This window comes from Pseudoduganella sp. GW821-FHT11H04 (genome assembly GCF_058807935.1).
In genome coordinates, this window is record NZ_JBXARE010000004.1 from 1 (window position 1) to 26,143 (window position 26,143).

The window sequence follows — 26,143 nt, forward strand, 5'->3', positions numbered from 1 at the left end:
GTGTAGAAGAGACAGGACACGGGCTCTGCCGCAAGCGGCAGAGCCCGTGTCCGTTTGCTCGACCTGACCCCGACTTTCAAAAAACTGGTTGACTCGGTTGTATATACAACTTAAGCTGTGAATATGCGCGGGCCTGTGCAGGCCCGTTCTCACCAACTTGAGGAGATGACATGAGCACCCAGCACCTGGATAACGATCCCCGCTACGACGCTTCCCGCGATATCCGCGCCCCGCGCGGTCCGGAAATGGTCTGCAAGACCTGGGGCGCCGAAGCCGCCTACCGCATGATCCAGAACAACCTGGATAAGGAAGTGGCGGAGAATCCGAAACACTTGGTGGTGTACGGTGGCATCGGCCGTGCGGCCCGCAACTGGGAGTGCTTCGACCAGATCCTCGCTTCCCTGAAAAAGCTGGAAGCCAATGAAACACTGCTGATCCAGTCCGGCAAGCCGGTCGGCGTGTTCCAGACCCATGAAGATGCTCCGCGCGTGCTGCTGGCGAACTCGAACCTGGTGCCGAAATGGGCGAACTGGGAGCATTTCAATGAACTGGACCGCCAGGGCCTGTTCATGTACGGCCAGATGACGGCCGGTTCCTGGATCTACATAGGTACCCAGGGCATCGTGCAGGGCACTTACGAGACCTTCGCCGAAGCGGGCCGCCAGCATTTCGGCGGCGACCTGAAAGGCCGCTGGGTGCTGACCGCGGGCTTGGGCGGCATGGGCGGCGCGCAGCCGCTGGCCGCTACCTTCGCCGGCGCCGTGTCGCTGAACATCGAGTGCCAGCAATCGTCGATCGACTTCCGCCTGCGCACCCGCTACCTGGATAAGCAAGCCGCTTCCATCGACGAGGCGTTGGAAATGATCAAGCTGCATACGGCTAATGGCGACGCGATCTCCATCGGCCTGCTGGGCAACGCTGCCGACATCTTGCCGGAGCTGGTCAAGCGCGCCAAGGCCGGCGGCATTGTGCCGGACGTGGTGACCGACCAGACTTCGGCGCACGACCTGGTTAACGGCTACCTGCCGCAGGGCTGGACCGTGCAGCAGTGGAAGGCGGCGCAGGCCGACGCTGCGCAACACGCCAAGCTGACCGACGCCGCCGCGGCATCCTGCGCGGTGCACGTGCAAGCCATGCTGGATTTCCAGGCGCTGGGCGCCAAGGTGGTCGACTACGGCAACAACATCCGCCAGGTGGCGTTCGACAAGGGCGTGAAGAACGCCTTCGATTTCCCTGGCTTCGTGCCGGCTTATATCCGTCCGCAGTTCTGCGAAGGCCGTGGTCCGTTCCGCTGGGTGGCGCTGTCCGGCGATCCGGAAGATATCTACAAGACCGACGCCAAGATCAAGGAATTGTTCCCGCACCACGCCAACGTGCACCGCTGGCTGGACATGGCGCGCGAGCGCATTGCCTTCCAGGGCCTGCCGGCGCGTATATGCTGGCTGGGCCTGGGCGAGCGTCATATCGCTGGCCTGGCCTTCAACGAGATGGTGAAGAATGGTGAGCTGAAGGCGCCGATCGTGATTGGCCGTGACCACCTGGATACTGGCTCGGTTGCTTCGCCTAACCGCGAAACCGAAGGCATGCGCGATGGTACCGATGCGGTGTCGGACTGGCCGCTGCTGAACGCGATGCTGAATACTGCCGGCGGCGCGACCTGGGTGTCGCTGCACCATGGCGGCGGCGTGGGCATGGGTTATTCGCAGCACTCCGGTGTGGTGATTGTGGCTGATGGTACCGAGGCTGCTGCCAAGCGCTTGGGCCGAGTGCTGGTCAACGACTGCGGCTCGGGCGTGATGCGCCATGCCGACGCGGGCTACGAGTCCGCCATCGAATGCGCCAAGCGTAATAAACTGAACCTGCCGATGATCAAGTAAAACCCGATAAACCAGGGTCAGACCCAAGGGTCAGACCCTGTCAGCTCCGCAGTCTGCGGCTCCGGCATGCCTGGGGTCCGACCCTTGGGTCGTACCCCGCCGTACCGGGTTGAAAGCAAACGAACACGAGACACAAAACATGACCCAACTGACCCTCACCCCCGGCAAACTGACCCTGTCCGACCTGCGCGCCGTTTGGTCCGCCCACACCCCGATCGTTCTGGCCAAGGAAGCCTACTCCGCCATCGAAGCCTCCTGCAAAGCCGTGCAGGACATCGTCGCAAAAGGCGACGCCGCCTACGGCATCAACACCGGTTTCGGCCTGCTTGCCAAGACCCGCATCCCGGACGACAAGCTGGAACAGCTGCAGCGCAACCTGATCCTGTCGCACTCGGTCGGCACCGGCGACCTGATGTCCGACGAAGTCGTGCGCCTGCTGATGCTGACCAAAATCAGCAGCCTGTCGCGCGGTTTCTCCGGCATCCGCCCAGTGGTGATCGACACCCTGATCGCCCTGTACAACAAAGGCATCATGCCTGCCATCCCGGCCAAGGGTTCGGTCGGCGCTTCCGGCGACCTGGCCCCGCTGTCGCACATGACCCTTGCCATCCTGGGCGTTGGCGAAGTGCGCGTGAAGGGCGAGCTGGTACAAGCTGCCGATGCGCTGAAAGCCGCCGGCATCACCCCGGTGGTACTGGCCGCGAAAGAAGGCCTGGCCCTGATCAACGGCACCCAGGCTTCCACCGCCCTGTGCCTGCACGGCCTGTTCATGGCTGAACGCCTGCTGGAAGCGGGTATGGTGACGGGCTCCATGTCGCTGGACGCGGCCAAGGGTTCCGATTCGCCGTTCGACGCGCGTATCCACGAAGTGCGCGGCCAGCCTGGCCAGATCGCAGCCGCCGGCATTTACCGTGAACTGGTGACCGGCAGCGCGATTCGCGCTTCCCACCTGGTCGGCGACGAGCGCGTACAGGACCCGTACTGCCTGCGCTGCCAGCCCCAAGTCATGGGCGCCTGCTGGGACATCATCGCCAACGCCGGCCGCACCTTGCTGATCGAAGCCAATGCTGTTACCGACAACCCGCTGATCTTCCAGAACGATGACGGTCCGGTCGTGGTCTCGGGCGGTAACTTCCACGCCGAGCCGGTGGCCTTCGCCGCCGATACCCTGGCGCTGGCAATCGCGGAAATCGGCTCGATCTCCGAGCGCCGCGTGTCGCTGCTGATCGACGCTACCCTGTCCGGCCTGCCGCCATTCCTGGTGCGCGACCCGGGCGTGAACTCCGGCTTCATGATCGCCCACGTTACCGCCGCCGCCCTGGCGTCGGAGAACAAATCGATCGCGCATCCGGCTTCCGTGGACACCATCCCGACTTCCGCCAACCAGGAAGACCACGTGTCGATGGCCACCTACGGCGCGCGCCGCCTGCATGATATGGCGCAAAATACCGCCGTGATCCTTGGCATCGAGCTGCTGGCCGCGGCGCAGGGCATTGACTTCCACCGTCCGCTGAAAACCTCGGCGCAACTGGAACATGTGCACGCCCAGCTGCGTTCCAAGGTACCATTCTTTGATACCGACCGTTTCTTCGCGCCGGACATCGAGGCAGCCAAGCAGATGGTGGTCAATGGTGACCTGAGCGCGACTTGCAAGAACCTGTTCAGCGCCCTGCATCCGTAAGGAGAGGTTTATGGATTACCGCTTCCACGCAGGCAGTATTCCCTTGCTGGTGTCGATGCCCCACGTGGGCACCGACATCCCGGACGATGTCGCCGCCAGCATGACGTCGGCGGCGACCGAGAAGGCTGATACCGACTGGCACCTGGTCAAGCTATACGACTTCCTGGGCGCGCTCGGCGCGTCCACGTTGTCGGCACGCTGGTCGCGCTATGTGATCGACTTGAATCGCCCGCAGGAAAACACCAACCTGTATCCCGGCCAGGACACCACGGGCCTGTGCCCTGTCGACACTTTCCACCGCGAGCCGCTGTACCTGGAAGGCCAGCAGCCTTCGCAAGCGGAAGTGGAACGCCGCCTGGCCGCCTACTGGCAGCCCTACCACACCCAGTTGCGGGAAGAACTCGATCGCTTGCTGTCCATCCACGGCAAAGTGGTGCTGTGGGACGCCCACTCCATCGCTTCCGTGGTGCCGCGCTTCTTCGAAGGCAAACTGCCCGACCTGAACTTCGGCACCGCCGACGGCGCCAGTTGCGACCAGGCCATGACGGACGCCATCGCAGGCGTGGCGCGCGCCGACGAGCGCTTCACGGTGGCCGTCAATGGCCGCTTCAAAGGCGGTCACATCACCCGTTTCTACGGCCAGCCGGCGCAAGGCGTGCACGCCATCCAGCTGGAAATGTGCCAGTCCACTTATATGGACGAAACGGCGCCCTTCGGCTACCGCGAAGACCGCGCCGCCGAAGTCCAGCCTTTGCTGCGCCAGCTGGTGCAGGCAGCCTCCGACTGGGTGCGCAAATGAAGGCCCTGTTCGCGCAACACGCGTTGCTGGCTGACGGCTGGCACAAGAACGTCCTGCTGCAATGGGACGACCGCGGCAACTTCACCGCCGTCCAGCCCGGCGCCGTGGCGGCATCGGGCATCCCGAGCGCACGCCTGGTCATGCCGGGCATGGTCAACCTGCATTCTCACGCCTTCCAGCGAGCGCTTGGCGGCCTGACCGAGGTCGCCGGCGATTCGAAGGACAGTTTCTGGACCTGGCGCGACCTGATGTACCGCTTTGCGCGCAATATCACGCCGGAGCAGATGGAAGCCATCGCGGCCCAGCTGTACTCCGAGTGCCTGCGTCATGGCTACACCTCGATGTGTGAATTCCATTACGTGCAGCGCGCAGCCGATGGCGCCATGTATCCGCAAGCGTCGGAAACGGCGCAGCGCGTGATCGCCGCCGCACTCCATACCGGCATCGGCATCACCATGCTGCCGGTGCTGTATTCCTATGCCGGTTTCGGCGAACAGCCTTTGAAGCCGGAGCAGGCGCGCTTCCGCACCGACGCACGCGACGTGCTGAAAATTATCGGCGAGCTGGAACCTTTGCGCGACGCGCAGGTGGAAATCGGCGTGGCGCCGCATTCGCTGCGCGCCGCCTCGGTGGCCCAGATTCGCGAAGTGCTGGAGCACCTGCCGAAGGCCCGTCCGGTGCACATCCACATCGCCGAGCAGCAGGGCGAGGTGCAGCAGTCGCTTGATTACAGCGGCAAGCGCCCGGTGCAGTACCTGTATGAACAACTTCCGGTTGACTCACGCTGGTGCCTGGTGCACGCCACCCACCTGACCGAGGACGAAGTCACTGCCATCGCGAAAAGCGGCGCCGTCGCGGGCCTGTGCCCGACGACGGAAGCCAACCTGGGCGACGGCCTGTTCCCGCTCGAAAGCTTCCTGGAGCAGGGTGGCCGTATCGGCGTGGGCAGCGACAGCCACGTTTCGCAAAGTGCGGTGGAAGAATTGCGTTGGCTGGAATACGGCCAGCGCCTGCAGCAGCAGCGCCGCAATATCGCCATCTCCGGCAAAGAGCGCCGCGTGGGCGACTTCCTGTGGCAAGCCGCCTTGCAGGGCGGGGCGCAGGCGGCGGGCCGTCCGGTGGGCGCACTGGCCGTCGGCAAGCGCGCCGACCTGATAGTGTTGGATGAGGACCACCCGAATCTGGACGGAATCGACGCCGCCGACGTATTGGGATGCTTCGTTTTCAGCGGAAATGATAATCTAGTCAGGGATGTCATGGTTGGCGGCCACTGGGTGGTGCGCAACCAGAAGCACGTGGCGCAACCGGCCATCACCGCGCGCTTCAAAAAGACGCTGGCCGAATTGCGCGAGCTACGAGCATGACTACCATCATTCAGTATGCAAGCCTTCATTCCACGCCCTGGAAAAACGGCGGCGGCAGCACCACGGAATTGTGCGTGATGCCGCCGGGCGCCGGCTTCGACGAATTCGAATGGCGCCTGTCCCTGGCGACCATCGCGCAGAGCGGGCCGTTTTCCGTCTTCCCCGGCATCGACCGTACCCTCACCTTGGTGGAGGGCGGCGGCGTGGTGCTGGACGTGGGCAACGAGCGGCGCGTGGCCTTGTCCGAGCGCGAGCCGGTGATCGCCTTCCCGGGCGAGAACGCGGTGAGCGCCACGGTGGAAGGCGCGCCGACCACCGATTTCAACGTCATGACGCGCCGCGCCCTCTGCAACCACCAGCTGGAACGCCGCACCATCCGCGACTTTTCCACACTCGAGCGGCGCAGCCCGACCACGGTGGTGTTCCTGGCCGAAGGCGAAAGCCTGAACCTGGCCAGCGCGAGCGAGCGCATTTCACTGGTGCGCTATGATGCGGCGGTGCTGGACAAGGATGATGAGTGGACTCTGGAGGCGGGCCACGCCACCGTGTTCATTGTCGATATTTTCCCCAACGAAGAATAAAAGAGTCAGACATGGCAGTAGAGTGGGACCTGTTGATCACCAATGTGCACCTGGCCACGATGGCAGGCGAGGGCTATGGCGAAATCCGCGACGCGGCAATCGCTGTCGATAACGGCCGCATTGCCTGGATCGGCCGCCGCGAAGATGCTGCAGCGGCGGGCAGCGCGGAGCTGGAGCACGATGGCGGCGGCTGCTGGCTGACGCCGGGCCTGATCGACTGCCACACCCACATCGTCCACGCCGGCAACCGCAGCGATGAATTCGAGGCGCGCCTGAATGGCGCTAGCTACGAAGATATCGCCCGCGCCGGCGGCGGCATTATGTCGACTGTGCGGGCTACCCGCGCCGCTTCCGACGAAGAACTGCTGCGCCAGTCGCTGCCGCGCATCGCCGCACTGCTGGCCGAAGGCGTCACGACGCTGGAAATCAAGTCCGGCTATGGCTTGTCGCTCGAAGCCGAGACCAAAATGCTGCGTGTTGCTCGCCGCGTGGCCGACGTCATGCCGGTCTCCGTCGCCACCACCTTCCTCGGCGCCCACGCATTGCCGCCTGAGTTCAAGGATCGCGCCGACGATTACGTTGACGCCGTCATCGCGATGTTGCCCGCACTGAAAGCCGCCGGCCTGGCCGATGCGGTGGATGCCTTCTGCGAGCGCATCGGTTTCTCCGCTGCCCAAACGGAACGAATTTTTGCCGCCGCCCGCGAGCATGGCTTGCCGGTCAAGCTGCACGCCGAGCAGCTGTCGGACCAGGGCGGCGCTGCTTTGGTGGCGCGCTTCGGCGGGCTGTCGGCCGACCACTTGGAGCACTTGTCCGCCGAGGGCATCGCCGCCATGGAGAAAGCCGGCACAGTGGCCGTGCTGCTGCCTGGCGCCTACTACTTCCTGCGCGATACCACGCCGCCGCCGGTCGCCGCACTGCGCGCAGCTGGCGTGCCGATGGCTGTCGCCACCGACAATAATCCCGGCACTTCGCCGATGACGTCCCTGCTGCTGGCGATGAATATGGTGTGTACGTTGTGGCGCCTGACTCCGCTGGAAGCGCTGGCCGGATGCACCATCAACGCCGCCCGCGCACTCGGCCTGGACGGCGAGGTTGGCACGCTGGAAGTGGGCAAGCGAGCCGACTTCGCGCTGTGGCAGATTGCCCGCCCGGCGGACCTGTCCTACGCCTTCGGTTTCAATCCTTGCGTCGCCGTGGTCAACCGCGGCGTCTGGCGCGACCCGATCGTCGGCATTCCTGCTCTGTCGGCAGGCGCCTGAGTTGCTGCGCCGCGCCGCCACCGTCCTTTTGGTCCTGGCGGCCGGCCTCGTGCAGGCCGCAGCGCCGGACGGCGTGCTGCGCATCGGCTCCAAGCGCTTCACCGAGTCTTACATCCTGGGCGAGGTACTGTCACAAATCGCCACCCCGCATGCCCGCGTGGAGCACAAGCAAGGCCTCGGCAACACCGCCATCGTACTGGCCGCGCTGAAGTCGGGCAGCATCGACGTCTATCCCGAATACACCGGCACCATCAGCCAGGAAATCCTCAAACACGCGCAGCCGGCCACGCTGGAAGAAATGCAGCGCGAGCTGGCTTCGCAAGGCCTGGGCATTGCGATTCCGCTAGGCTTCAACAACACCTACGCGCTCGCTGTGCGTGGAGACGCCGGTGGCCCGCGCAAGCTGGGCGAACTGGCTGCCCAGGGCGAGCTGCGTTACGGCTTGTCGCATGAATTCATCGGCCGCGCGGATGGCTGGCCGGGCCTCACGCAGCGCTACGGCATCCACGCCACGCCGCGCGGCCTTGACCACGGCATCGCCTACGAAGCTCTCGCGCAAAAGCAGGTCGACGTGATCGACATTTACTCCACCGACGCCAAAATCGGCCAGTACGGCTTGCGCGTGCTGGAAGACGACCAGGCCTACTTCCCCCGTTACGATGCCGTGCTGCTATACCGCCTCGACGCCGCACAACGCTTCCCCGCAGCATGGCAGGCCTTGCGCGGGCTGGAAGGCCGCATCAGCGCCGCCGACATGATTGCCATGAACGCCGCCGCCGAATTGCACGGCCAAGCCTTCGCCGCTATCGCCCGCGACTGGCTGACGCGCCATCCCGCCACCGCCACCCTCGTAGCCGCCGTGCCTCGCGCGGCTTCCTCCCCCGGCAGCCCCACGCTCTGGCAGCGTCTTTTTGCAGACGACTTCTGGCAGCTAAGCCGCCAACACATCCTCCTGGTCGCGCTCTCGGTGGCGATGGCGAGCGCCCTTGGCATCCCCCTCGGCATCATCGCCGCCTACCGCCCGAGATTACGTGAACCAGTGATGGCCGCCGCCGGCATCCTGCAAACCATTCCCTCGCTCGCGCTGCTCGCCATGCTGATCCCCTTGCTAGGTACGATCGGCACCATGCCGGCCTTGTGTGCGCTCTTCGTCTACGCGCTGCTGCCGATCATCCGCAACACCTGCACCGGCATCAGCGGCATCCCGCAGGGATTGAAACAGGCCGCGCAAGCGCTCGGCCTGCGTCCCATGCAACGTCTGAAAGAAATTGAATTGCCGCTGGCCGCTCCAGTCATCCTGGCAGGTGTGAAAACGGCAGCCGTGATGAGCGTCGGCACCGCCACGATTGCAGCCTTCATCGGCGCCGGCGGCTATGGCGAACGCATCACCACCGGCCTGGCCCTGAACGACAACACGCTGATGCTGGCCGGCGCACTGCCGGCAGCTGTCCTCGCCCTGCTCACGCAAGGCCTGTTCGAGTGGATGGAAAGGGGATTCAAAGCATCAGCAGCCGCTCGCGCACCCGCTCAGCCTCGCGCGTAAGGACTTCCTCAACCAGGGCGTCATGCGCCCGCTGCACGACCAGCGCCTGCAAATCCCGCATGCAACGGTTGAGCTGGACGCGCAAGTAGACCCGATAGATGGCTTTGAACATTTTCAGTCTCCAGCGGAGGGTGGGACTATCCATTCTGCGAATTTCCGTGAGGAATGTATTGCGCAAAATCAAATGTAAGCAAGGATCACAGTCAGGTAAAAATTTGTAAGTGACCCGGCAAGGCCAGGGGAGGGCGACTATATTGAAACCGTCGATTCATCTCCCCTCCCAACTGACACCTGGGTTTACCATCCCTCGCCCGACCACACACGAGCCGCGAGGGATTTTTTTTGCTCAAGCGGGAACTTCCCTATCTGCGCCAGGTCAAAGTGTTCACAGCCAAAAGGCGAACAATGGCAAGACACATCGGGAGCCTTCCATGGACGCGACTAAACAAGAATCTCAGGACGAGCGCTTGAGGAAACTGGAATTAAGAGTAGAAGCAATGGCAAAGGAACCAGAAAACTTGAGAGCAGAGTTTCGCGCGGCAATCCTCGAATCCGAAATGCGACTGAAGGAATACGTTGACCAACATTTCGATCGATTCACCGAATATGTTGATCAACGATTTTCCAGGCTTGAGTCGCGAGTAGACTTTCAGTTCAAGATTGTTATGAGTACTCTTGCAGCCGTTATCGCCGGACTCATTGGTATCGCTGTTCGGCTCTTTATGGTCTAGGCACTTGCCAGCGACAGCAGCGCCGGACCAGTCACGCGGCATACGCGCCAGTCTGGCAGTACGTCGGCGCCCATCTGTTCGTAGAATTTGATCGCATTGACGTTCCAGTCCAGCACCGACCACTCGAAGCGGCCGCACTGGCGCTCCACGGCAATCTTCGCCAGCGCCGCCAGCATCTGCTTGCCGTAGCCGCCGCCGCGGCGGTCCTGCTTCACATACAGGTCTTCCAGGTACAGGCCCTTCTTGCACAGGAAGGTGGAGAAGTTGTGGAAGAACAGCGCATACGAAACAACTTCGCCGGCAGCTTCGCCGACGATGCCTTCAACACCTGGCTTCACACCGAACAGCTCCTCACGCAGCATGGCTTCATCTGCCACCACCAGGTGTTCCAGTTTCTCGAATACAGCCAGTTCACGGATCATGGCCATGATGGCGGCCACGTCGTCCGGACAGGCAGGGCGGATAGTCAGGTTGCTCATACTGCTTTCTTCAAAGGTTTAAGGTCAACAGGGGTACGGCTGGCCGGCATCGACGGCGCCTTGAGCGCCCAGGCCACGCTGGCGATACTCACCACCATGCCCACGATTTCCATCCAGCCCGGCCGATAATTTTCAAGGCGAATACTGAGCAGCACGGAGATCACCGGCGTCACCACGCCGATATACACCGCCTTTTGCGTACCGATACGGTCGATCAGCGTGAAATAGCAGGCAAACGCAATCAGCGAACCCGCCAGCGACAGATAGAGCAGACCGCCCCAATAGGAAGCGGTGGTCGGCATCACGAAGGAATCGCCGCGCGCCAGCGCGCACAGCGCCACCAGCACAGTGCCCCACAACATGCCCCAGGCCATGGTGAGCAGCACGTTAGATTCATGCTGGCGCACCTTGACCACCAGGGTATTGCCCACCGAGCTGGCGATGGTCGCACCCAGCGCCAGGCCCAGGCCAAGGATGAAATGCCCTTGGCCGCCCGCCATCACATCACGCAGCGAGTCAGCAATCGAGTGATAGAACAGCAGCACAACGCCGCCCACCGCCACGCAACCGCCGGCCCAGGTACGCCAGGTGATCGGCGTGCCGAAAGCGATCCGGTTCAAAATCGGGTTCCAGAACACCATCAGTGCAAACAGCACGGCCACCAGGGCCGAAACCACATACTGCTCCGCGTTATAGGTGCCGATATAACTCAGGCCAAAAGTGCAGCATCCCTGCAGGATAGTCCAGCGCTGCGCCTTCCACGATAGCTTGAGCTTATCCCCACGCAGCAGGCACCAGGCAAACAGCACGGCGGAAGCCAGCGCAAAGCGGTAGACGATGGAAACGGCCGGCGCAATTTCACCCAGTTGCAGGGTGATGGCGAAGAAGGTGGAACCCCAGATAAGGCAGGCGGCAATGAAGAGAATCGAAGAAGGCATCCCGCCAGTATAAGTGTTTCTGCAACATGGCGCAGAGCGACAAAGCGTGACAATTCACGCTGTAAAAATCGGTATGATTCAACTAGTTAAAGTCAGGAGGCAGGCATGAACATGGAAACGCGCATTTGGGTCGCGTCGGTGCTCGGCTACGTAGCCGCGACCGTGGTGATCTTGCTGGCCGGGGAAGCATTGGCCCCCGACCCGCTCAACGTTTTGTTGTTCTAGTAGGCCAGGTTCAGGCGGCGATACAGCACGCCCAGCACGAACAAAGGCCCGATCAGCAGGAAGCGCAGGTCGTCGAAGAAGGACGGCTTTTTGCCCTCGATCTTGTGGCCGATGAACTGGCCAATCCAGGCCAGCACAAAAATCACCACACTAAGCGGCAGCACCGCCGCCGGCGGCAGGGCAGCCAGCACGGCCAGGAAGAAGGCCGCCATCACCATCATCCCCAGCGCGAAATTGCGCGACAGTTTGAAATAATAGATCAACGACGCGATCACGCCGGCGATCGCCAGCAGCGGGTGGATGGCCCAGATCAGGCCCAGGAGGCTGAAAACGATCAGCGGCACGCACACGCAATGGATCGCTTCATTGGTAGGGTTCAGGTGACTCTCACTGTACTTCAACAGCAGGGAAACGATGGCACGCTGCTCTGACATGGTTGCGGTCTCCGTTGTGATGTTTTGTTTAGCACTACCGTTCGATTCTACACCTGAACTACCGCTAAAATGCACGAATGGAATTGAAACGATGCTTTGACCCCGTGGTCGATCAAAACACCCGCCTGCTGGTGCTGGGCAGCCTGCCGGGCGACAAATCGCTGGCGGTGCAGGAGTATTACGGCAACCGCCAGAACAAGTTCTGGCTCCTGATGTCAGAAGTGATTGGCGTGGAGCTCGTGCCACTTGATTATTCTTCCAGGCTGAAGGCGTTGCTGGAGCACGGAGTAGGACTTTGGGATGTGGTGGCTGAAGCTCATCGCCCCGGAAGCCTGGATAGCAGGATCAGGTCGCGCAATGACAATGACTTGTGCGCTTTGCTTGCGCGCCATCCCAACATCAAGGCAATCGCCTTTAATGGCGGAACCGCAGCGAAGTTAGGGATCAAGGTGCTCGGAGCGTATGTCGCCGACTACCAGATCGAGGAACTGCCTTCGAGCAGCCCAGCATATACATTGGGCTATGCGGAAAAGGCAGTGCGGTGGCGGGCTTTGCGCGTTTTCTTGCCGGCGACATGGCGGCCCGTTGCGTTGCATCGGAGCGATATGTGAATGAGGCTAGAAGTCGGCGCCGAAGTGACCGCGTACAATCGGCCAAATGCAGTCCCAGAGCCGAGCTCCGGGGCCCTTCGTCTTGCAGTGTGAAAATGCGGTACTTGCGTAATGGGAGGGGCGGTTTTGACAAGAGGCTGGAAAAATTTTGTTCTCTTAATTGGGTTGGGCTGCCTAATAGGGGCTGTTCACGGCGCTGACTCGTTGTGTGCAGCTAAAGAAAAGATCTACTTCAGTTGCAAGGTTCAACGCAGCGAAAAGATCATTTCGGTCTGTGGTAATGACCAATATGTGCAATACCGGTTTGGTAAGCCAGGCCATATGGAACTTGAATATCCGCAGTCGCGCGAAGACTCGCGCGCTCAATTCAAGGCCGGGCAAGACATTCGCAATTCCGCCGGTACCAGCGAATACTACGTTCGATTCCGGTCGGGAAATTTTGATTACCGTATCTATAGCTTTGATTTCCCCCTTAGCCAAGGGAGAAGCGTGGACATGGCTAATGAAGCTGGGGTGGAGGTAAGCAGCAACGGCAAGCAAAAGGTTAACGTCTTGTGCGGTGCAAAGCCAAACATGCATCTGCAAGAGCTGGGCTTGGACATCTACTGATGAGCTGGCTCGTTGTCGCTGGAGTATGAAATTTCGAGATGGGGCGACGGCAGCGTACGGTCGACTCTAGGACTTAGCTCGCCTTGAGGTGCTGCCCGCCTGTGGCATCGAGCTGCTCGTGCGTTCAGCTCCGATTGTTCATCGCGCGACTTTATAAAACTGCACATCACTGGCGCGGCTTTCGGTCACGGTGAAACCGGTGCATCCTTTGGGCGCCGCGCAGGTAAATTTGACTAGCCCGAATGGCCATGGGCCGACAAAGCTATCCTGTTCGAATGGGGCGAGTTCCACGTCGCCGCGCGAATAACTGAGGACCGCCTTACCGTCCTTTACGCTGACTGCGTAAAGCACATGCAGCTCGTCGCTGTAATACTCTCCTTCGAGGGCCTTCATGTTTGCGTCCTGCAGTGGCGCGATACGCTTGCCGTGCGTTGAACGCGTGTTACGCGACCATGTGCCGCCTTCGATGATTCCATCTGCATTTGGCGGATCGAAGCGGAAGCTGGCGTTGACCAATTTGGCGAAGTACTCGCGTTCACCCATGGGATAGAACAGCATCTTGTCATCGCCCGCGGTCCAGCCGACCAGGCGCCCTTGTTCTTTCGTGAAGGTGACGGCCGAACCGTTATCCAGTTTGAATGTGCCGGTCAGGAGATCAAGCTGTTTGGCATCGCTGCCGACTTCAGCGCTTCCGGAATAGTAGGGCACGGGTTTCTGCAATGGTTCCAGCTGGCCATTGAGGTAGATGTCCGCAATACGGAACCCCAAGCGCGGGGCTTGCACGTCCGCGCCATTGCCGATGACGATGATCGTCAGGTTCTGGTCTGGGAAACGCCCCAGATAGCTCCTGAAGCCCGCATCCGACCCACTATGATCGATCTTGCGCAGTCCGCGGTAGCGGCTTATGCCAAGGCCGGCGCCATATTCGATCGCGCTTCCGTCATTGAGCGTTCCTGCGGTCTGCATCTGGGCGAGAACCTGCTTGCCGCCGACGCGGGCATCGTCGAAATTCCTGGCCCACAGGACAAGGTCGTCGAGCGTCGTGGCCAGGCTGGTCGCGCCAACGGTCGAATAGGACAGGGCGACGCCCTCGTAGGCGCCGCCCGCCGCGGGCTGGTAAGACTGGGCGCGCCCGGTGACCAATTGGCTGTAGTTCTCGCGGAAGGACGTGTGCTTCATGCCGAGCGGTTCGAAAATGCGTTCCTTCGAAAATTGGGCCAGTGACTTTCCGGATACCTTTTGAACGATGGCGCCCAGGAGCGTGTAGCCGGTATTGCAGTAGGAGTGGTCGCTGCCTGGCGTGAAGTTCAGGGCCCGCTGGCGGCGGACCAGGCGCATGACGTCATCGTCAGTGATGACATCCTCCATGCGCCATCCAGCCATGGACAGCAAATTCCACTGGTCGCGCAGCCCGCTTGTATGGGCAAGCAAGTGGCGGATGCGGATGGTCTGGCCGAAGTCCGGCAGGTCCGGCATGTATTGGCGCACATCGTCATCCAAAGAAAGCTTGCCTTCTTGCGCAAGCAAGAGGATCGCGAATGCCGTGAACTGTTTTGAGAGCGAGGCGACATGGAAGCTTGTGGACGGCGTGATCGCGCGTCCTTGTTCGATGTCGGCCATACCGAAGCTGCGGCGATAGACAACCTTGCCGTCCTTGATTACCTCCACCGCAGCGCCAGGTGTATCCGGCCGGTTCCATTGGGCGAACAGTGCATCGACCTGCGCCTGTTGGCTTGGGGCGGCCCAAGCGGAAGCCGAGGCAAGTATCAGGGCGGAGACCAGCGCGAGGTGAGGTGCAGGCATGTGTTGTCATCTTTCTAAGGGTCGATCGGAAGTCGAATATTAATATACTAATGATATAAAAATGGAAATTTTCGTGGCATGATGGTTTCCCAGCCAATCCTCAGGAAGATGAACATGTCCCGAAACCTGCTTACCCGTTGCAGCATCGTTGGCATTGCTTGGTTGCTTCCGCTGGCAGTTTGGGCCGCACCAGTCGAACAGGGCAAATTCATCCTGCACAAATTTGCCCAGCCGATTGGACTGGAGAACTGGGAAATCACTCGGCGGCCGGCCGGCTTCCAGCTGAACTCCAAGTTTGAGTTCAAGGACCGCGGATCACCGGTGCCGCTAACCATGCAGTTCGCCTACGATAAGTCAGGCGCACCGCAGTCATTCAGCATCAAGGGGAAGAATTCCCGTCTGTCGGAGATCAACCAGTCGGTGGTCGTTGGCGACAAGGCCATCCGCATGCAGGTGGATGGTGCGGACAAATCGATTGAGAAGCCTAAGGCATTCTTCCCGATTGCCGGGTATGCGCCGACCGCGCAGCAGCTGATGCTCATGAGGTATTGGCTGAAGCACGGAATGCCGGCGTCGCTGCGCACTTTGCCGTCGGGGACTGTGCAGATTTCCAAACGCGGTCAGGACCGCTTCACGCTGGATGGCAAGCCGGTCGTGCTGGATCGCTACCTGGTGAATGGATTGATATGGGGACGAGAGACCATCTGGCTGGACCAGGCACATAACCTGGTCGCCTTGGTTTCCATCGACGCCGAATTCGATCACTTCGAATCGATCCGCGATGGCTATCAGTCGCTGCTTCCTTCGTTCCTGACCAAGGCGGGTGAGGACGAGATGGCCAGCATGAAGGAGTTTGCCGGCAAGGCCTACAGCGACCCGTCCAAAACGCTGGCGCTGGTCGGTGGCACCCTGATCGATGCTACCGGCAAGCCCGCCATTCCAGACGCGGTGGTGGTCATCGCCAACCATCGCATCGTCGCGGCCGGACCGCGCGCGCAAGTCGTCATTCCCGAGGGCGCCACCCGTGTCGACACTTCGGGAAAAACCATCATGCCGGGCCTGTGGGATATGCACGCCCACTTCGAACAGGTTGAATGGGGGCCGATTTACCTGGCTGCCGGCGTGACCACGGTGCGCGACTGTGGCAACGAATTCGAATTCATCACCGCGGTGCGCGACGGCTTGGCGCGCGGGCAGGGCATTGGACCGCAGTTGCTTCCAGCCGGCCTGGTGGACGGCACCAGCGAGCGCGCGCTCGGCGTGCAACGCGTGGACAGCGACGCGGATGCGCAAAAATGGGTGAAGACTTATCACGACGCTGGATTCAAGCAAATGAAAGTCTACAGCTCGATGACCCGCGACAATGTCGCATCAGTCGCCCGTTATGCCCACCAGTTGGGCATGAGCGTCACCGGCCATATTCCAAGCACCATGGGCCTGGTGGAGGGAGTGGAGGCAGGCATGGACCAGGTGAACCACATCGTCTATCTCTACGACGCGATGCAAGCCGCAGACAAGAGCCCTATGTCCAAAGGCATGCGGAAGATGAAGCTGGAAGACCTGAAGTCGTTCTCCGTCACCAGCGTCGAAGCACAAAAGCTGATCGAATTTATGAAAGCCCGCCATATCGTCGTTGATCCAACCTTGGCGCTTTGGGAAGTCGTCACGCGAAACCGGCCATCCACACCGATCGCCAGTTTCGAGCCGGGCGTCAGCAAACTACCGCAGGAGCTGGCCGTGTCACTCGGCACGCCATCTGAAGAAAACGCCGAGGAAAAAGAAAAACTGGAGCTGGCATTCAAGCGCATGATGGAAATCGTTGGAGCCCTGCACAAGGCTGGAATAGATATTGTCGCCGGCACCGACCAGGCGGTTCCTGGCCACTCAATCTATCGTGAACTGGAACTGTATGTGCAGGCCGGCTTCACTCCGCTGGAGGCGTTGCAGTCAGCCACCCTGGTTCCCGCACGTGTGATGGGGATGGACAAAGAGGCTGGCACCATCGAGGCAGGCAAACGTGCCGACATCATCATCCTGAATGCTAATCCGTTGGACGGCATCCGCAACATCCGCAGCGTGGAAAAGGTCATCGCCAACGGCGCGCTGTATGATGCGGCCCCGCTTTGGAAGAGCGTAGGATTCAAACCATGATGAAACAACTCCACGAACTGATTAACCTGCACGAACCGGCCTGGCCGCTCGTCCAACAATGGCTCGCCGAAGCCGCAAACCACGTAGAAGTGCTGCCGCCGATTGACGACGCCACCCGCGAACGCGCTTTGCTCGACACCCAGGTCACGACTCGCTCGCCGATGGGAGCCGTGATCTATGAAAGTGGCGGCATCCTCGTGGACCATGGATGGCTCCGTATTTTGGGCTCAGGCCATCCCCGCCTGCCTCGATCGCTGCCAGAATGGAATATGACGCGCTCCATATCTGAGGCAGGCCAGATGCCGCCATTTCTCCTGATCGCAGACGACGCGATTGGCGGCTTCTTTGCCATTGACGGCGGTGGCCTTGGGCTGGACTCTGGCCAAGTGTGCTATTTCGCACCCGACACGCTCGAGTGGGAATCCTTGGATGTAGGCTATTCGGAATTCCTGGAGTGGTGCTTTACCCGCGACTTGGAGCAATTCTATGAGAACGTTCGATGGCTTGGTTGGCAAGAAGAGGTGCGCGAAGTTCGCGGCGACCAGGCGATCAGTGTTTATCCCTACCTCTCTGCCGAAGGACCATCTATCGGCGAACGGTCACGGCGTCCAATCAGTGTCGCCGAAATCTACGCACTCTATGTGGGAGAACTGCGGTAATGGTGGCACTCGACCTGTGAGATCTATCGAAAATTGGAGCGCCTCGGAGATTGCTGATGGCGTCAAAGGGCGTCGGGATACGGATGAATTAATTCCGGTAAGTCTCAAAGCTGCGCTGCGCGTCGCTCGTAACATTCATCACTCCTGGTACCGGTGCCAAGCTATCAGTGCGGTTGCTGAGTTTGAATCGAGGTTGGACGTACGTAATGCCTTGCTCGACGAATCGCTGTCCGCAGCTTACGAACTATCTGAGCCGAACCGAGTTGTGACTGTCGCCATATGGCCTTTGGCACATCTTATTCATTCCGATCCTGCGAAGGCATCAGGAGTTGTTCTGCGCCTGCTCGAAATCATCTCTCAAGAACCTCACGGATTGCGAAGGCTGGACGGACTTGCCTGCATATTGCGTAGGGTAAGCAGCAAATCAGACTTGCGCGAACAAGTGCTACCACCATTTCTTGCAGCAGCCTCCACCAGCGCAGGGTGGCGTACCGAAAGAATTGTTGCATTATGCACTGAGTCGCTCGCAGATTTCGATCCTGAATCGGCAGTTTCCCTCCTTAACTCGCGGTCCCCAAATCGCTTTAGTCGAAACGCGTTGTTCAAATTGACCCAGAGGCAGGGCGCTGGCCGCTAAGAACGGGTCTCGACCGGCGCAGGCAACCATTCATCCATCCTGTGGCGCAGTTCGTCGGCTGGTGCTCGCCGGGGTGGGCAAGGCATTCTAGAGTCCTGGAATGGCTACTCCACTCAATTTCCAGTCCGGCGAGTTCTATGGCGATGTCGACCAGGGCAGACGCGGGAGCGTATTCGATATCCGTCGGCTGCGCGCCACGCGGTCTGAGGATGAAGTTGAGACACATCGCCATGACGATGCCCACTTCGTTCTAGTTCTCTCTGGCGTATATATCTCAAGCGCCCTGCACGCGCCGCTGCGTGCGCCTTCGCCAGCGCTCGTCTTCAATCCCGCCGGGACCATTCACCGCGACCGCTTTGTTGATGGCAAGGGGAGCTTCATGACAGTTTCGCTTGATCCGAGCTTGCTTTCGGGGGCGGAGGAACTGCTTGCGGCCCAGGAATGCGCTGCAATGTTGAGCAACTCGGCAAGCGTGGCGGCTGCGTTCAGGATCGCGCGCGAGATCGGTCGCGGTGGTGACGGCGCATTGCTGGAAGCCGGCGCCTGGGAAATGCTCGCCGGTTTGCACCAGTCAGCCCCTAAACCACGGCCTATGCTGCCCGCCTGGGCCTATCAAGCCTATGAGGCGGTGATGGACATGGCTACCGACACGCATCTGCGCATTGCCGACGTAGCGGCAGCATTGGACGTGCACCCCGTGCACTTGGCCCGCGTCTTCCGCCAAGCCTGGGGATGGTCGCCGGGCGACCTTCTGCGCTGGCGCCGTGTTGAACAGGCCGGCGGCCTCCTGCGCCGCGAACAACTGAGCATGGCCGAAGTGGCGTTGACCGTGGGCTTTGCCGATCAAAGTCATATGAACCGCGCTTTCCAGGCCCAATACGGCATGACCCCAAGTAGCTACCGGCGCCAAATGTTTCAAACGTCCAAGACGAGAACAATTTTGCAGGACTAGACTGACCTTTCCCAATTTCGGAGATCAACATGTTGCGATGCATACCTTTTCTTTTGGCCTTCTGCAGCGCGGTCCACGCAGGAGAGCTGGATGCCGTCACCACCGCTATCGAAGCTGGTGAATTCAAGCAGATCACCAGTGTCGTAGTGGCCCAGCATGGAAAGCCAGTCTATGAGCACTACTTCGACAAGGCCGGTCCAGAAGGCCTGCGCAATACACGTTCGGTGACGAAAACGGTAGCGGGCATGCTGGTTGGCCTGGCTGTAGACCGCAAGCTCCTGCGTACCGATACACCCGTGCTGCCGTACTTCAAGGAGCTGCGCCCGGTGGCTTACGCCGACCCGCGCAAGGACCAAATCACGGTCGAGGATTTCCTCACCATGAGCTCCGTGCTCGAATGCGACGACGACAACCAGAATTCGCGTGGCAATGAAGAACGCATGTATCTGATTGAGGATTGGAGCCGCTTTGCAGCCGACTTGCCGATCCGGGGCTTTCCCGAATGGCAGCCGCGCCCGGAGCAATCGCCCTATGGCCGGGCCTGGAGTTACTGCACCGCGGGAGTGACGCTGCTCGGACCACTGCTGGAAAAAGTGAGCGGCCAAAGCGTGCAGGACTTCGCCGCTGCCAATCTCTTTAAGCCGCTGGGCATCGATAAGGTGAAGTGGCAGTTCCAGCCTAAGGGAACTGCCATGACGGGCGGCGGGCTGCAATTGCGCAGTATGGACTTGATGAAGCTTGGCCAGCTCTATCTGGACGGCGGACGCTGGGATGGCAAGCAGGTGATTCCGGCGGATTGGGTCAAACGTTCTATTGCGCCCCATGCCAATGCGCGGGAGGGGATCGACTATGGCTACCTGTGGTGGTTGCAGCAGTTCAAAGCCAATGGCCGTACCGTGCAGTCCTACGGAATGGCGGGATCGGGCGGCAACAAGGTCTTCGTGCTGCCCGAGTTGGACGCTGTGGTCGTGATCACCACAAACAACTTCCAGGTTCGCGACGCTCACCCGCTGAGTGAGAAGCTGCTGACAAACCTGATCATGCCCGCACTTATGCGGTAGCCGGTTTCACGTAGCCGTTGAATACGGGACGCACCTGCGAGCTGTTCATCACGCTGGCAGGCGTCACCGTTTCGCGCTTCCAGGGGATGCTGCCGAAATACCAGACGCGCCAGAAGCCTAGTTTGGTGTCGGGGTTACGTGCCAGCACGGCGCTGAAGGTTTCGACCTCTCCGACCTGGATCCCGGTCGCCTCCCTCACGACTTCGTGGACGAAGCGGGAGCAGAACTGGCGGCTCGAGTGCAGGTCAAATCCGGTGTCGTAGAAGATGCCCAGGCGTTTTTGGGCGGCGTGCGCCATGGCTTGCTGCTGGGCGGTGGTCAGCGGTGCGTTGAGACGGCTGATCTCTACGCGGCCATTCTCGGACCGATCAAGAAATTTCGACAGTCCCCCGCGCTTCGAGAGCGGGAAAGTACTTTCGGCGATCACCGGTTCGTCGCCGCCTGTCGCGACGATGATGCCCACGTGGTTGGTCCAGCTCTGCGTAGTTTCGGAAACCTTGCGGAAGGGTAGGGCCGTCACCCGTATGAATACGAGGTCCCCGACCTGAAGCTGGCTGGCCAGGGCAGCCTTGGATATCTCCGGCAGGGACTCCTCAGCAAATGCGCTCTGCGCGAGCAGGGCGCTAAAAAGCGTGAATAGGGCCGGTAACAGGCGCAATCTGAACCACATGGTCTTTTCCTTTGGTGGGGGTGTCTGCATTTCAGATTGACCAGGGCGTGCTGACAGGTGAAGCAATATGGCGGAGAGGTCTGAATTTATATTCGGAAAGTATTGGCATGCGATACCCGATTTGCCGTGCTATGGCATCATGCTGGCTTACGGAGGAATTCATGCAAGAGTATGTCCGCATCAAGAATGTGCAATTGCTTTCAGACGATTGGTACGTCCTCAAGAAAACCACGTTTGATTTGAAGCGCCGCGATGGCCGCTGGCAAACGATGTCGCGCGAAACCTATGACCGAGGCAACGGCGCCGTGGCCCTGCTGTACAACCGCGCGCAGCGCACGGTGCTGCTGACGCGCCAGTTCCGTTTTCCCGCCTACGTCAACAAGCACGATGGCTACCTGATCGAGGCGCCTGCCGGCATGCTGGACGAGGCCCATCCCGAAGAGCGCATGCACGCCGAGCTGGAAGAGGAGACGGGGCACAAGGTGGCCGAGCTGCACCAGGTGTTCGACGTCTTTATGAGCCCAGGCTCGGTGACCGAGCGCCTGCATTTCTTCGTCGGCGAGTACGACTCGGAGTCGCAGGTAGGGAGCGGTGGCGGGTTGGAGCATGAGGGCGAAGACATCGAGGTGATCGAGCTCGATGCGGACAATGCGATGGCCATGGTGGAGAGCGGCGAGATCATGGATGGCAAGACCATCATGCTGCTGCAATACCTGCACCTTCACCTGCTGCCTCCGCGCAGCATGATGATCCTGGTCGCGGGACCTTACCGCTCCGGTACCGGCGACGATCCGGCGCGCATGGTCGCCAATGTGGCGGCGATGGAGGCCTTTGTGCTGCCTTTGTATGAACGCGGGCATACCCCGGTGCTGGGCGAGTGGCTTGCATTGCCCGTGCTGCACGCCGCCGGTTCGAAAGCCGTGGGCGACGCCGTGTACGAGGAGATTTTCCACCCGCATTGCGAGCGGCTTCTGGGACATTGCGATGCGGTGCTGCGGGTGGGTGGTCCGTCCGCTGGGGCAGACGCCATGGTGGCGGCGGCCCGCAAGCGCGGCCTGCTGGTCTATCGCGACCTCTCCGAGATTCCTGCAGCATGAGCGGCCCGATCTTGCCTCCTATCGCCGCCTGGCTGGCGGCGCGTTCGATTGCGCGCGACTTGCCGGCGCCGGTCATGGACTGCGGCGGTTACCGCGTGGACGTCAATTCTGCGGCCGAAATGCAGCGCTGGGTTTATCCCACGGTGACCGAAGAACTGGCTGCGCTGGCGCGTAGCATCAGCCGTCCTGCCTACTTCGTGAAGGCTTGCGTGGAGCCCGAGGAGCTGCGCGCCGCCTTGCCGGCGGGATGGCAGATTCACGATCCCGGTTACTTTATGGGCGGCCCCGATCAGCAGAAGGCGAGGCCCGCCTGCCCGCCGTCATACACGGTCGACACCATACGTCTTGGCGCAGTCACCGAGGTGCGGATCTTGTCCGCATCGGGCGAGCTGGCTGCCAGCGGCTACGCGGCGGAAACGGAACAGATTTTCATCTACGACCGCATCGTCACCGCTCCCGAGCACCAGCGGCGCGGGCTTGGCCGGCTGGTCATGGCGACGCTGCGCGAGGCCAAGCAGGTCGCCTCCACGCCGGAACGCCTGATCGCTACGGAAGAGGGGCGTGCGCTCTACGAATCCTTGGGATGGTGCACGCTCTCGCCTTTTTCGACGGGATCGTTCGCCGGATGAAGATCGGAATGCTGACCTGGGGGAGTCACGGAGACATCCGCCCCTTCCTCGCCCTTGCCGATGGGCTGCAAAGCGCTGGCCATGAGGTTCACCTGGTCGTTTTCAGCCTGGAGGCGGGCACCTACGACAATGTGCAATCGGCGGCAGGCGCAAAGATCACTGTCCTCACGCCATACACCTTCAGCGCCGAGCAGGCGAGGGCCGTGGGGCAGACCGCCTACAAGATCCGCGATCCGATGAAGCAGATGGCGGCAATCCTGCGCCTGGCTTTCGAGCCGGTCGAAGACGCGATGTTCGAGGCGGCGCAGCGACTGTGCGCCGAGTCGGACCTGCTGGTCGGCCATTACTTTGTGCACCCGCTACAGGTGGCGGCGGAATATGCTGGCAAGCCCTATGCAAGCGTGCTGTTGTCGCATGCGGGGGTGCCGAGCGATTACGTCAATCCTACCGGGCTGTCGGTGTTCGGCAAGACTGGCAACAGGCTCCTTTGGTGGCTGACGCGCACCTTGCTGAACCGCACCTTGCGGCATTACCCCGACCGGCTGCGCCGCCAGCTCGGCATGCCGCCCATGCGCGATATCGTCTCCGAGGTATGGGTGTCGCCTTACCTTGCGCTGGTGGCGGTCAGTCCGCAGATCTGCGCGCGCCAGCCCGATTGGCCGGAAACGATCCAGGTCTGCGGGTTCCTGGATCGGCCAAACTGCAAATTGGAGGGCGTGCTGCCGCCTGCGTTGTCGGACTTCCTGGCGGCAGGCGAGGCGCCGGTCTATATGACGTTCGGCAGCTGGATGCCGAAGGATGTGGAGGGCCAGACGGCCGCGCTGCGCCTGCTGGTCGATACCGCGCGCAAGGCGGACTGCCGCGTGATCATTCAGTGCTCCGATTGGGAGGCTTGCGGTTTCAGCCCGGATGATCGGATCTTGTTCGTATCGGCGGCGCCGCATCACCTGATTTTCCCGCATTGCCTGGCGATCCTGCATCACGGCGGCGCGGGGACGACGCAATCGGCCACGCTGGCAGGCAAGCCTTCCATCGTGGTCGCCAACTTGAGCGAGCAGGAACATTGGGGGCGCGAGCTGCAGCGGCTCGGTATCGCCGGCAAGCCGGCCAAGCGGCGCAACGCCACGGCGGCCAGCCTGGCGGCGCAAATCCGCCGCGTACGCGAAAAGCCGGCCATGATTGACCGGGCGCGCAGCATTGGGGAATCCATGCGGCGGGAAGATGGTGTCGCCGAGGCGGTGCGGCAGATCGGGCTGCGAAGCGCCCAGACATGAAAAAGGCCAGCGAAAGCTGGCCCCTGTAGCGATTAGCAGCGCTTTGCAGCGATTAACGGTAGAAGGCGTCTACCTTGCCTTTCAGCTTGATCAGCATCGGCGTGCCGCGGCGGTCTTTGGCCGTCGCGTGCTGGACCTTGATCCAGCCTTCGCTGATGCAGTATTCCTCAACGTCAAAGCGCTCTTTGTCGTTGAATTTAATGCCAATGTCGTGCTCGAACACGGCAGCCACGTGGTGTGGGCTGCGCGGATCGATCGACAGATGGTCCGGGAGTTCTGGGCGGGTAGTATCGTTCATGGGGCGAGATTATACCGGAACCTGCGAGGGCCCTGACGTGGCGTATGGTGTTGTTCAATTAACAATAATGGAGATGGGTATGGCGAGCAGGAGGCAGGTATTGGGTTTTGCGGCGGCGGCGATGGCGGCTGCGGTGGCGCGAGCGGGGGAGTCGGCGGCGAGTGCACCGGCAGTGATCGGAGCATCGGCGGCGGCGCCGCTGGCGATCGGCGAGACCTTCACCATGGAATCGAAGATCATGGGCGAGACGCGCCGCATCAACGTCTACACTGCGCGCGCTTGGGATGTGAAGCCGGACGCGCCGTTGCCTGTGCTGTTCATGCTGGACGGCGGGGTTGCGGAAGACTTCGTGCATACCGCCGGCCTGCTGCAAATCTCGGTGGCCAGCCTGACTATGCGCTCCTTCATGCTGGTGGGGATCGAAAACACCCAGCGCCGCCGCGACATGACGCCGCCGACTGAAAATCCGGAAGACAAGAAGATCGCGCCCATCGTCGGCGAGTCGGCCACCTTCCGCCGCTTTATCCGCGAAGAACTGATGCCGCTGGTGAAAGCACGTTACAACACCACCGGCGAGACAGCCCTGATCGGCGAATCGCTGGCGGGTTTGTTCGTGCTGGAGACCTTCCTGCAAGCGCCCGAAATGTTCGACACCTTCATCTCCATCGACCCTTCAGTGTGGTGGAACAACCGCCAACTCCTCAAGACAGCAGGCGACACGTTGCGCACCCGCAAGCGCCTGGAAAAGACGCTGTTCATCGCCACCAGCGGCGAGAAGGGCCAGCCGGAGTTGGCGAAGCAGCTGGAAGGCGCTTTATCAAGCGTCAAGGTCGAAGGCCTGCGCTGGCAGATGGTGCCGATGCTCGATGAGTCGCATATGACGATCGGCCACCCCGCCGCCATGCGCGCCTTCCGTACGGTGTTCAAGCCAGCGGTGTGAACTGCGCCTGAAGGAAGCTGGCGATTTTCTGTTGCGTCGCCGGCAGGTAGGGAATATTCAGGTGGTCGGAATCAGGAATGATTTCGTCGTGGTGCAGGCAAGTCAGTTTGCTCACCAGTTCATTGGTGTGCGAATGCGGCACGATATCGTCGCTGGCGGCGCGCAGCACATAGGTCGGCGACGACAGCTGCGTGGCGTGTTTGACCGACTCAAAGCGGTGCTGTAGCAGCATGGCCACCGGCAGCGCAGGGAATTTGCGCTGCGCCAGCGCCAGGATGGAGTCGTAAGGAGTGATCAGCACCGTGGCCATCACCCGGCGCAGCATGGCCGCCTGCACCGCCACGCCGGAACCCAGGCTGCGGCCCACCACGGCGATGCGGGTTGGGTCGACCTTCTGGTGCTTGCATAGCCAATCGAGCTGCATGCAGGCGTCGGCCACCATCATTTCCTCGCCCGGCTCGCCGTGCGAATCCCCGTAGCCGCGGTAATTCAGGGTCAGCACCGTCATGCCGGGGAACAGGTTGCCGGCATCGCGCACCAGCCAGGACACTTCTTCCGAGCGCCCGCCGAAATACACCACCGCAGGACGCACGCCCGGCTCGCGGGGCGTCATCAGCCAACCCGCCAGCCTTGTGCCGTCGGCGCCGCGCAGCACGATGGCGCGCGTGCGGTGGCCGCTGCTGCGCGGGTTCTCCACCTCGCGCTTGACGTTTGGGTTGAACAGCAGCTTGCGCTGGCCGGCCATGAGGAGGGCCGTCATCCCAGCCCAGGCCAATCCCATGACGCCGGCCGCGGCGGCCATTTTGCGTGAATTGCTCATGAGGTTTAGTATGCTCCT

The 26,143-nt window shown here is 61.3% G+C and carries 25 protein-coding genes and 1 pseudogene; 18 read left to right on the forward strand and 8 right to left on the reverse strand.

What is annotated here, in order from left to right; genetic code table 11:
- Nucleotides 1-170 precede the first annotated feature (170 nt).
- The 7 genes from hutU to AC1RTP_RS10230 all read left to right on the forward strand — a co-directional run bounded on the left by hutU (nt 171) and on the right by AC1RTP_RS10230 (nt 9,107).
- Nucleotides 171-1,877 (forward strand): urocanate hydratase, encoded by a 1,707-nt coding sequence (gene hutU, locus AC1RTP_RS10200; protein WP_498607173.1) that lies wholly within the window; start codon nt 171-173, stop codon nt 1,875-1,877.
- A gap of 139 nt (nt 1,878-2,016) precedes the next feature.
- Nucleotides 2,017-3,558 carry a histidine ammonia-lyase gene (gene hutH / locus AC1RTP_RS10205; protein WP_498607174.1) on the forward strand — a complete coding sequence of 514 codons (1,542 nt, stop codon included), beginning with the start codon at nt 2,017-2,019 and terminating at the stop codon, nt 3,556-3,558.
- Between the two features lie 10 nt (nt 3,559-3,568).
- Nucleotides 3,569-4,357: an N-formylglutamate deformylase gene (gene hutG, locus AC1RTP_RS10210; RefSeq protein WP_498607176.1), complete on the forward strand. Its 789-nt coding sequence runs from the start codon at nt 3,569-3,571 to the stop codon at nt 4,355-4,357.
- Entirely contained in the window at nt 4,354-5,721 is a 1,368-nt protein-coding gene (locus AC1RTP_RS10215) for a formimidoylglutamate deiminase (protein WP_498607177.1), read from the forward strand. The genes hutG and AC1RTP_RS10215 overlap by 4 nt, the downstream gene beginning before the upstream one ends.
- The gene (locus tag AC1RTP_RS10220) at nt 5,718-6,302 is read left to right on the forward strand and encodes a HutD/Ves family protein (RefSeq protein ID WP_498607179.1); all 585 of its coding nucleotides are present in this window, start codon (nt 5,718-5,720) and stop codon (nt 6,300-6,302) included. The genes AC1RTP_RS10215 and AC1RTP_RS10220 overlap by 4 nt, the downstream gene beginning before the upstream one ends.
- 11 nt (nt 6,303-6,313) lie before the next feature.
- Nucleotides 6,314-7,564, forward strand: a complete 1,251-nt coding sequence (hutI, locus tag AC1RTP_RS10225) for an imidazolonepropionase (RefSeq protein ID WP_498607181.1) — start codon at nt 6,314-6,316, stop codon at nt 7,562-7,564.
- Nucleotide 7,565: 1 nt separating this feature from the next.
- Nucleotides 7,566-9,107 carry a glycine betaine ABC transporter substrate-binding protein gene (locus AC1RTP_RS10230; RefSeq protein ID WP_498607183.1) on the forward strand — a complete coding sequence of 514 codons (1,542 nt, stop codon included), beginning with the start codon at nt 7,566-7,568 and terminating at the stop codon, nt 9,105-9,107.
- Here the strand turns inward: AC1RTP_RS10230 and AC1RTP_RS10235 are convergent.
- Nucleotides 9,061-9,219 (reverse strand): hypothetical protein, encoded by a 159-nt coding sequence (locus AC1RTP_RS10235; RefSeq protein ID WP_498607184.1) that lies wholly within the window; start codon nt 9,217-9,219, stop codon nt 9,061-9,063. The genes AC1RTP_RS10230 and AC1RTP_RS10235 overlap by 47 nt on opposite strands.
- A gap of 319 nt (nt 9,220-9,538) precedes the next feature.
- On the opposite strand from AC1RTP_RS10235, the gene AC1RTP_RS10240 reads away from it, so the two are divergent.
- Complete coding sequence (locus tag AC1RTP_RS10240) at nt 9,539-9,838, forward strand: hypothetical protein (protein ID WP_498607186.1); 300 nt, start codon at nt 9,539-9,541, stop codon at nt 9,836-9,838.
- Here AC1RTP_RS10240 and AC1RTP_RS10245 read toward each other — a convergent pair.
- The 3 genes from AC1RTP_RS10245 to AC1RTP_RS10255 form a co-directional block, all read right to left on the reverse strand.
- Complete coding sequence (locus tag AC1RTP_RS10245) at nt 9,835-10,317, reverse strand: GNAT family N-acetyltransferase (protein WP_498607188.1); 483 nt, start codon at nt 10,315-10,317, stop codon at nt 9,835-9,837. The genes AC1RTP_RS10240 and AC1RTP_RS10245 overlap by 4 nt on opposite strands.
- On the reverse strand, nt 10,314-11,255 hold the full coding sequence (locus AC1RTP_RS10250) for a DMT family transporter (protein WP_498607190.1): 942 nt from the start codon (nt 11,253-11,255) through the stop codon (nt 10,314-10,316). Before AC1RTP_RS10250 ends, AC1RTP_RS10245 begins: the two co-directional genes overlap by 4 nt.
- 221 nt (nt 11,256-11,476) lie before the next feature.
- Complete coding sequence (locus AC1RTP_RS10255; protein WP_498607191.1) at nt 11,477-11,914, reverse strand: Mpo1 family 2-hydroxy fatty acid dioxygenase; 438 nt, start codon at nt 11,912-11,914, stop codon at nt 11,477-11,479.
- A gap of 77 nt (nt 11,915-11,991) precedes the next feature.
- Between AC1RTP_RS10255 and AC1RTP_RS10260 the strand changes: the two genes are divergently transcribed.
- Together AC1RTP_RS10260 and AC1RTP_RS10265 are read left to right on the forward strand one after the other, a co-directional pair.
- Nucleotides 11,992-12,525 (forward strand): DNA-deoxyinosine glycosylase, encoded by a 534-nt coding sequence (locus tag AC1RTP_RS10260; RefSeq protein WP_498607192.1) that lies wholly within the window; start codon nt 11,992-11,994, stop codon nt 12,523-12,525.
- 126 nt (nt 12,526-12,651) lie between these two features.
- Nucleotides 12,652-13,134, forward strand: coding sequence for a hypothetical protein (locus AC1RTP_RS10265; RefSeq protein WP_498607193.1), 483 nt, complete (start codon nt 12,652-12,654; stop codon nt 13,132-13,134).
- A 138-nt stretch (nt 13,135-13,272) separates the two neighbouring features.
- Here AC1RTP_RS10265 and AC1RTP_RS10270 read toward each other — a convergent pair whose 3' ends face one another.
- Nucleotides 13,273-14,937 (reverse strand): serine hydrolase domain-containing protein, encoded by a 1,665-nt coding sequence (locus tag AC1RTP_RS10270; RefSeq protein ID WP_498607195.1) that lies wholly within the window; start codon nt 14,935-14,937, stop codon nt 13,273-13,275.
- Between the two features lie 114 nt (nt 14,938-15,051).
- Here AC1RTP_RS10270 and AC1RTP_RS10275 point away from each other — a divergent pair, with 114 nt between their 5' ends.
- The 4 genes from AC1RTP_RS10275 to AC1RTP_RS10290 all read left to right on the forward strand — a co-directional run bounded on the left by AC1RTP_RS10275 (nt 15,052) and on the right by AC1RTP_RS10290 (nt 20,397).
- Entirely contained in the window at nt 15,052-17,088 is a 2,037-nt protein-coding gene (locus AC1RTP_RS10275; protein ID WP_498607196.1) for an amidohydrolase family protein, read from the forward strand.
- Nucleotides 17,085-17,747, forward strand: a complete 663-nt coding sequence (locus AC1RTP_RS10280) for a DUF2625 domain-containing protein (protein ID WP_498607198.1) — start codon at nt 17,085-17,087, stop codon at nt 17,745-17,747. The genes AC1RTP_RS10275 and AC1RTP_RS10280 overlap by 4 nt, the downstream gene beginning before the upstream one ends.
- A 737-nt stretch (nt 17,748-18,484) precedes the next feature.
- Nucleotides 18,485-19,336 (forward strand): helix-turn-helix transcriptional regulator, encoded by an 852-nt coding sequence (locus AC1RTP_RS10285; RefSeq protein WP_498607200.1) that lies wholly within the window; start codon nt 18,485-18,487, stop codon nt 19,334-19,336.
- A gap of 29 nt (nt 19,337-19,365) precedes the next feature.
- On the forward strand, nt 19,366-20,397 hold the full coding sequence (locus AC1RTP_RS10290) for a serine hydrolase domain-containing protein (protein ID WP_498607202.1): 1,032 nt from the start codon (nt 19,366-19,368) through the stop codon (nt 20,395-20,397).
- Here AC1RTP_RS10290 and AC1RTP_RS10295 read toward each other — a convergent pair.
- Nucleotides 20,387-21,067: a YebB family permuted papain-like enzyme gene (locus tag AC1RTP_RS10295; protein ID WP_498607204.1), complete on the reverse strand. Its 681-nt coding sequence runs from the start codon at nt 21,065-21,067 to the stop codon at nt 20,387-20,389. The two genes, AC1RTP_RS10290 and AC1RTP_RS10295, sit on opposite strands and share 11 nt — an antisense overlap.
- A gap of 161 nt (nt 21,068-21,228) precedes the next feature.
- On the opposite strand from AC1RTP_RS10295, the pseudogene AC1RTP_RS10300 reads away from it, so the two are divergent.
- The 3 genes and pseudogenes from AC1RTP_RS10300 to AC1RTP_RS10310 all read left to right on the forward strand — a co-directional run.
- Nucleotides 21,229-21,795: pseudogene (locus AC1RTP_RS10300) on the forward strand (NUDIX domain-containing protein); the annotation flags it as partial.
- A gap of 365 nt (nt 21,796-22,160) precedes the next feature.
- Nucleotides 22,161-22,793 carry a GNAT family N-acetyltransferase gene (locus AC1RTP_RS10305; RefSeq protein ID WP_498607206.1) on the forward strand — a complete coding sequence of 211 codons (633 nt, stop codon included), beginning with the start codon at nt 22,161-22,163 and terminating at the stop codon, nt 22,791-22,793.
- Between the two features lie 8 nt (nt 22,794-22,801).
- A complete protein-coding gene (locus tag AC1RTP_RS10310) occupies nt 22,802-24,067 on the forward strand; it encodes a glycosyltransferase (protein WP_498607208.1) in 1,266 nt (421 codons plus the stop codon).
- Nucleotides 24,068-24,119: 52 nt separating this feature from the next.
- Here AC1RTP_RS10310 and AC1RTP_RS10315 read toward each other — a convergent pair whose 3' ends face one another.
- Nucleotides 24,120-24,365 (reverse strand): DUF3297 family protein, encoded by a 246-nt coding sequence (locus AC1RTP_RS10315; RefSeq protein ID WP_498607210.1) that lies wholly within the window; start codon nt 24,363-24,365, stop codon nt 24,120-24,122.
- A gap of 79 nt (nt 24,366-24,444) precedes the next feature.
- Between AC1RTP_RS10315 and AC1RTP_RS10320 the strand changes: the two genes are divergently transcribed.
- Nucleotides 24,445-25,305 (forward strand): alpha/beta hydrolase, encoded by an 861-nt coding sequence (locus tag AC1RTP_RS10320; RefSeq protein ID WP_498607212.1) that lies wholly within the window; start codon nt 24,445-24,447, stop codon nt 25,303-25,305.
- Here the strand turns inward: AC1RTP_RS10320 and AC1RTP_RS10325 are convergent.
- The gene (locus AC1RTP_RS10325; RefSeq protein ID WP_498607214.1) at nt 25,289-26,125 is read right to left on the reverse strand and encodes an alpha/beta hydrolase; all 837 of its coding nucleotides are present in this window, start codon (nt 26,123-26,125) and stop codon (nt 25,289-25,291) included. The genes AC1RTP_RS10320 and AC1RTP_RS10325 overlap by 17 nt on opposite strands.
- Between the last annotated feature and the right edge of the window lie 18 nt (nt 26,126-26,143).